General features: G+C 68.3%; 7 protein-coding genes. 3 read left to right on the forward strand and 4 right to left on the reverse strand.

The genetic code is table 11. The features are described from left to right. Positions 1–62: 62 nt before the first annotated feature. Both ABEA33_RS12455 and ABEA33_RS12460 read left to right on the forward strand, forming a co-directional pair. Entirely contained in the window at positions 63–554 is a 492-nt protein-coding gene (locus ABEA33_RS12455) for a YajQ family cyclic di-GMP-binding protein (RefSeq protein WP_345527095.1), read from the forward strand. 13 nt (positions 555–567) lie between these two features. Continuing rightward, positions 568–1,644 (forward strand): hypothetical protein, encoded by a 1,077-nt coding sequence (locus ABEA33_RS12460; protein WP_345527096.1) that lies wholly within the window; start codon positions 568–570, stop codon positions 1,642–1,644. 22 nt (positions 1,645–1,666) lie between these two features. Here the strand turns inward: ABEA33_RS12460 and ABEA33_RS12465 are convergent, their stop codons facing one another. Genes ABEA33_RS12465 through ABEA33_RS12480 form a run of 4 tightly spaced genes read right to left on the reverse strand, consistent with a single transcriptional unit; the run spans position 1,667 to position 5,390 of the window. Next, positions 1,667–2,647 carry a sulfate/molybdate ABC transporter ATP-binding protein gene (locus ABEA33_RS12465; RefSeq protein ID WP_345527097.1) on the reverse strand — a complete coding sequence of 327 codons (981 nt, stop codon included), beginning with the start codon at positions 2,645–2,647 and terminating at the stop codon, positions 1,667–1,669. A 16-nt stretch (positions 2,648–2,663) separates the two neighbouring features. Beyond that, entirely contained in the window at positions 2,664–3,473 is an 810-nt protein-coding gene (locus ABEA33_RS12470) for a sulfate ABC transporter permease subunit (protein WP_345527098.1), read from the reverse strand. Further along, positions 3,466–4,347, reverse strand: coding sequence for a sulfate ABC transporter permease subunit CysT (cysT, locus tag ABEA33_RS12475; RefSeq protein WP_345527099.1), 882 nt, complete (start codon positions 4,345–4,347; stop codon positions 3,466–3,468). The genes ABEA33_RS12470 and cysT overlap by 8 nt, the downstream gene beginning before the upstream one ends. Continuing rightward, on the reverse strand, positions 4,347–5,390 hold the full coding sequence (locus ABEA33_RS12480) for a sulfate ABC transporter substrate-binding protein (protein WP_345527100.1): 1,044 nt from the start codon (positions 5,388–5,390) through the stop codon (positions 4,347–4,349). Before ABEA33_RS12480 ends, cysT begins: the two co-directional genes overlap by 1 nt. 280 nt (positions 5,391–5,670) lie before the next feature. Between ABEA33_RS12480 and ABEA33_RS12485 the strand changes: the two genes are divergently transcribed. After that, positions 5,671–6,452: 2-oxoacid:ferredoxin oxidoreductase family protein (locus tag ABEA33_RS12485; RefSeq protein WP_425577398.1), on the forward strand; the 782-nt coding region annotated here is incomplete at its 3' end.

Raw genomic sequence — 6,452 nt, forward strand, 5'->3', positions numbered from 1 at the left:
CACCCGCGGCACACGAAAACCACCGCACCCCTTCCCGGGGTGCCGCAGACGGAGGAGTGAAGATGGCCGACTCGTCGTTCGACATCGTCAGCAAGATCGACCGCCAGGAGGTCGACAACGCGCTCGGCCAGACGGCCCGGGAGATCGCGACCCGGTTCGACTTCAAGGGCACCGGCGCCACCATCGAGTGGCAGGGCGACGAGGCGATCGAGATCTCGGCCTCGGCCGACGACCGGGCGACTGCCGTCCTCGACGTCTTCAAGGACAAGCTGATCAAGCGCCAGCAGAGCCTGAAGATCCTCGACGCCTCGGAGCCCCGCCAGTCGGGACAGGTGTCGAAGATCGGCATCACGCTCAAGGAGGGCATCACCTCCGAGGACGCCAAGAAGATCTCCAAGCTCATCCGCGACGAGGGGCCCAAGGGCGTCAAGGCGCAGATCCAGGGCGACGAGCTGCGCATCTCCTCCAAGAAGCGCGACGATCTCCAGGCCGTGCAGGCGCTGGTCAAGCAGCAGGACTACGAGTTCGCGGTGCAGTTCACCAACTACCGATGAGCCGCTGACCGGCGTGCGCCGCCTCTCGGCGCTCGCGCTCACCGTCGCCCTGACTGCCGCGGGCTGCACGAGCGACGGCGCGCCGTCCGATCCGGAGTCCGGGCCGACCGTCTCTCCGATGGAGCTGGAGCCGGCCGACCCACCCGCGCCCTTCCGAGCTGCTTCGCGGAGGGGCCTGGACAGCTCCATGGTGGCCCAGTGCTCCGACCTGCGCGGCCCTGCGAGGAACTCTGGACTGGCGGTGCGGTTCCTGATGCCGACCGGTTACTCGGCCTACGACCGCAACGGCGCGACGTGCGACTTCACGGCAGCCGCGTTCGGCACCGAGTTCTACGTCTCGTTCGAGTCTCAGTCCACCCTGAAGTCCGAGAAGGAGCGCGACCTCGACCCGCGCGAGGACGAGGGCGGGGACGACTCCATCGGTGACATCTCGTACGCCGCCGACGTGCCGGTCCTCGGCGACCACGCCGGCGAACGGCTCGACTACTACTGCTACTGCGACGGCCAGGAGCTCGACTACCGCACCGTGCAGGCGAGCGGTGTGCGGCTGACCTGGATCACGCCACACGGCCAGCAGGCCCGCCGCAAGCCGGCGTACGACACCGTCACCTCGAGCATGGCACTGGTGCGCAGCGACCGCAGCACCTGCCACTCACGCGGTCGTACGGCGCTCTACCGGCCGCCGGTCCCGCAGACCGAGTCGATCGACTTCTACAGCGCGCGGTGCCACCTCTACCTGCGTCCCGGCCGTGGCTCACTGCACCGGTACGCCGAGGTCGAGCTGCGTCCGTCGGTGAGCCTTGCCGAGCGAGCGGAGCGCCTGCGGCGCAACAAGCACGTCGCCTCGGTCCGGTACGAGCCCGGCGCCGCGCTGCTCCGGGGCCGTCCGGCCGATCGCCTGACGTGGGTCGTCGTCCGCGAGAAGCCCGGGCCCTACCAGGCTCCGACGGGCCGGTGGCGCGGCATCTCCCTCGCGACCCCCGAGGTCCGGGTCACCTGGACCGCCCGTCCGCACCGGTGGCGGAGCGAGGCCGACGACGCCCGACGGTTCTTCGACTCCGTGCGCGTCGAGCCGGCGCCGCTGCCCTGAGCGGCGCCGGCCCGACGGCGTCTCAGCTGGCGGTGGCCGCCGTCTCGGCGACGGTGGTCGCACCGGTTGCGGGGGTCACCCACACCCGGACGCCCTCCTCGAGACCGACCTGCCGGGCCTGGGTCCGGGTCATGATGACCAGGACCTCCTCGCCATCGTCGGTGAGGACGGTGAGGCGCACCTCGAAGCCCACACGCAGCACCCGCGAGACCACGCCCTCGGCCGCCGCGGCGGTCTCCGGCGTACGCGAGACGGTGATGTCGTGCGGACGCAGGACCACACCGCCGAGACGGGTCGTCTCGCCGAGGAAGCCCATGACGAAGTGGTTGGCGGGCTCGTCGTACAGCTGGTCGGGCGAGCCGATCTGCTCGACCCGGCCCTCGTTGATCACCACGATCTCGTCGGCGACCTCCATGGCCTCCTCCTGGTCGTGCGTCACGAAGACGGTGGTCACGTGCACCTCGTCGTGCAGCCGGCGCAGCCAGTCGCGCAACTCCTTGCGGACCTTGGCGTCCAGCGCGCCGAACGGCTCGTCGAGGAGCAGCACGGTCGGCTCGACCGCGAGCGCCCGCGCCAGCGCCATCCGCTGACGTTGACCGCCCGAGAGCTGCGAGGGCAGGCGGTGGGAGAACTGCGACAGGTGCACGAGCTTGAGCAGCTCGTCCACCCGGGCCGCGATCTCGTCCTTGGGCCGCTTGCGGATCTCGAGGCCGAAGGCCACGTTCTTGGCCACCGTCATGTGCTTGAAGACGGCGTAGTGCTGGAACACGAAGCCGACGTTGCGCTTCTGCGGAGGCAGCTTGGTCGCGTCGACCCCCTCGATGCTGATCGAGCCGCTGTCGGCGTTCTCGAGGCCGGCGATCACACGCAGCAGCGTCGACTTGCCACCGCCGGACGGCCCGAGGAGGGCGGTCAGCTGGCCGGTCGGGATCGTGACGTTGACGTCGTCCAGGGCGACGAAGTCGCCGAACCTCTTGGTCACTCCATTGATGTCGATACTCATGTCGTCCTCTTCCTCGTCAGTTCTCGTCCTTGGGGCGGAGCACCGCGACCACGATCAAGCAGGCGATGCACACCATCACCAGCAGGAACGCGATCGCATAGGCCGATCCCTGAGCGAAGTTCTGGTACTTCTCCTCCACCATCAGTGTGGCGGTCTGGGTCTTGCCGCTGACGTTGTTGGACACGACCTTGACCGCGCCGAACTCGCCCACGGACCGGGCGAGGCTCAGCACCACGCCGTACACGAGCGCCCACTTGATGCTGGGCAACGTGATCCGCCAGAAGGTCTGCGGGGCGTTGGCCCCGAGACTCCGCGCGGCCTGCTCCTGCTCGTCCCCGATCTCCGCGAGTGTCGGGACGACCTCGCGGATCACCAGGGGCAGCGCCACGAAACAGGTCGCCAGGACCAGGCCCGGGGTGGCGAAGATGACCTGGATGCCACCCTCCTCCAGCCCCTGGCCGAACCAGCCGTCGCGGCCGTTGTAGACGAGCACCAGAGCCAGACCCACCACCACGGGAGACACCGAGAGGGGGACGTCGATCATCGCCGAGAGCAGTCTCTTGCCGGGGAACTCGTAGCGCACCAGCAGGATCGAGATGGTCAGCCCGAACACCAGGTTGATGAGGACGGCGATCCCCGCGACCTGCGCGGTGAGCATGAGTGCCGAGATGACGTCCTCATCCGTCAACGCGTCGGTGAGGTTCTCCAGGCCGCCCTCGAACGTACGGCGGACCAGCATGCCGACCGGCCAGGCCACGAGGAAGAAGACGTAGCCGACGGCGAGCAGGCGCAGCGCCCAGCGGACCGGGGTCGAGACCTTAACCACGGCGCGACACCCGCCTCTGCACGATGTCGAGCAGCACGATGACGAGGAGCGCCACCGCGAGCATCACCGAGGCGACCGCGGCGGCCGACGCATAGCTGCCGTTCTCGATGAACGACAGCACGCGCACCGACACGACCTCAGTCTCGTTGGGCCGGTTGCCGCTCAGCAGCACGAGCGAGCCGTACTCCGAGATCGCCCGGGCGAAGCTGAGCGCCGCGCCCGCGGTGATCGCGGGAAGCAGGCTCGGCAGGATGATCCGTCGGAAGATCGTCAACCGACCGGCTCCGAGCGAGGCCGCTGCCTCCTCGACGTCCGAGTCGATCTCCTCGAGCACGGGCTGGACCGTGCGGACCACGAACGGCAGCGTCACGAACGCCAGCGCCAGCGTCACGGCCCGCTCGGTGTAGGCCCAGTGAACGCCGATCGGGCTGTTCGGCCCGTAGAGGGCCAGGAGAACGAGCCCGGCGACGACGGTCGGCAGGGCGAACGGGATGTCGATGATGACGTTGAGGATCGTCTTGCCCGGGAAGCGGTCGCGGACCAGCACCCAGGCGATCACGGTGCCCATCACCACGTTGATCAGCGTGACGAGCAGCGACTGCGAGACGGTCAGCTTGAGCGCGTTCCAGGTCTGCGGGTTCTGGAGGACGTCGAGGTAGTTCTGCCAGCCGCCGGCGGCAGCGGTCGCGATGATCGCCGACAGCGGCACCAGCACCAGGAGGCTGAACCACAGCATCGCGATGCCGAGGCCAAGGCCGGCGGCGGGTGTCAGGGTGCTGCGCGGAGTCGTACGACGAGTGCGGCGAGGCCGGCCCCCCTCAGAGGGGGCCGGCCTGCCTACGTCGATCGTCGCCCCGGAGAGGGCGCCGGACATTACTCCTCGCCCTCCTTGCCGGTGTTCTGCTGCAGCTCGGTGACGATGCCGAGGGGCTTGCCCTCCTGGCCGTCGCCGAAGAACTTGTCAGCCGCCTCGCCCCAGCCCCCGAAGTTGTCGTCGAGCGTGTAGAGCGTGTCCGGGGTCGGGAACGGGTCGGACGGATCGTTCGCACCGTCGACCTCACCGACGTCGACACCGTCGACGACCGGACGGAAGCCGGACTGCGCGTAGTCCTCCTGGGCCTCCGTGCTGGTCATGAACTCGAGGAACGCCTTGGCAGCGGTGCCAGCGTCCTTGGTGACTGCTGCCGGGTTCTCGATGAGCAGCGTGTCGGGCGGGACGACGTAGTCGATGTCCGCGCCGCTCTGCTTGGCGAGGATCGCCTCGTTCTCGTAGGAGAGCAGGACGTCGCCGCTGCCGTCGGTGAAGGCGGTGGTCGCCTCGCGGCCGCTGGCCGGGAGGGCGATCGTGTTGTTGAGCAGCTTGGTCAGGTAGGCCTTGCCGGCCGCCTCGTCGTCGGTGCCGCCGGTGGCGTGCGCCCAGCCGGCCAGGATGTTCCAGCGAGCGGAGCCGGACGAGCCGGGGTTGGGCGTGATGATCTCGACGCCGGGCTTGATCAGGTCGTCCCAGGTCTCGATGCCGTCCGGGTTGCCCGCACGGACCACGAAGACGACGACCGACGAGGTCGCGATGCCCTTGGTGGCGTTGTCCTTCCAGTCATCCGCGACGAGACCCTCGTCGACCAGACGCGTCACGTCGGTCTCGAGGGAGTAGTGGACGACGTCGGCGGGTGATCCCGCCACGACGGCGCGGCTCTGGTCGCCGGACGCGCCGTACGACGGCTCGAACGACACGCCGTCACCGGCGTCGGTGTCCTCGAAGTCGTCGAAGACGGGCTCGTTGGCCGCCTCCATGACCGAGAACGCGCTCAGATGGATGGTCTCTGCATCGCCGCCGCTGCCGGAGTCACTCGAGCACCCCGTCAAGGCCAGCACCCCGGCGGCCGTGAGGGCCACCGCAACCTTGATCGTCTTGTTCATCGCCTTCTCTTTCCCGACCCCGCACCCGGAGCCCTATCTGGTCAATTACGAGCAGAGTAGTGGACTTAGTCAAAGTAACCGGCATTGGGGCCAAGAGGTGGGAAAATATATGATGTGCGGCGAATCGCTTGGCCCATCAGGGGAGATGCGTTCAGCGGCCATGGGTCGCGGTCTATCGTGGGAGGCCGTGCAGGCGGGCTCCCCACAGCAAACTGAAACGTGTTCCAGTTTCGGCATACCCTGAGTACGATCGAGGGGGCCGTCCGTCCCGTGGGTTGGGATGGGCACGACCAGGCAACAGCGCAAGCAAGCAACAGAGGGAAGTGGGCGCACAGTGTCCAAGCAGGTCAAGCAGCTGGACCGGGTGATCATCCGGTTTGCGGGCGACTCCGGTGACGGCATGCAGTTGACCGGGGATCGGTTCACGCAGGAGTCGGCCGTGTTCGGCAACGACCTGGTGACGCTGCCGAACTTCCCCGCCGAGATCCGCGCTCCTCAGGGCACCCTGCCGGGCGTCTCGTCGTTCCAGGTCCACTTCGCCGACCACGACATCCTCACCGCGGGCGACGCACCCGATGTGCTGGTCGCGATGAACCCGGCGGCGCTCAAGGCCAACCTGAGCGACCTGCCGAAGGGCGCGGCGATCATCGTCGACACCCACGACTTCACCGGTCGCAACCTGACCAAGGCCGGCTACGAGACCAACCCGCTCGAGACCATCGGCGAGGTCAACGACCCACTGGGCGAGTTCGCGGTCCACGCGATCGACCTGACCGGGATGACCGTCGAGGCGGTCAAGGAGTTCGGGCTGTCCCGCAAGGACGCCGCCCGCGCGAAGAACATGTTCGCACTCGGCCTGCTGTCGTGGATGTACGGGCGGCCGATCGACTCGACCATCGCCTTCCTGGAGAAGCGGTTCGCGAAGGTCGCCGACATCCGCGACGCCAACATCACGGCGTTCAAGGCCGGCTGGAACTTCGGTGAGACCACCGAGACGTTCGTGGTGCAGTACGAGATCAAGCCGGCCCCGATGTCGGCGGGCACCTACCGCAACATCACCGG

This window comes from Nocardioides endophyticus (assembly GCF_039543845.1).
In the GTDB taxonomy this organism is placed as follows: domain Bacteria; phylum Actinomycetota; class Actinomycetes; order Propionibacteriales; family Nocardioidaceae; genus Nocardioides; species Nocardioides endophyticus.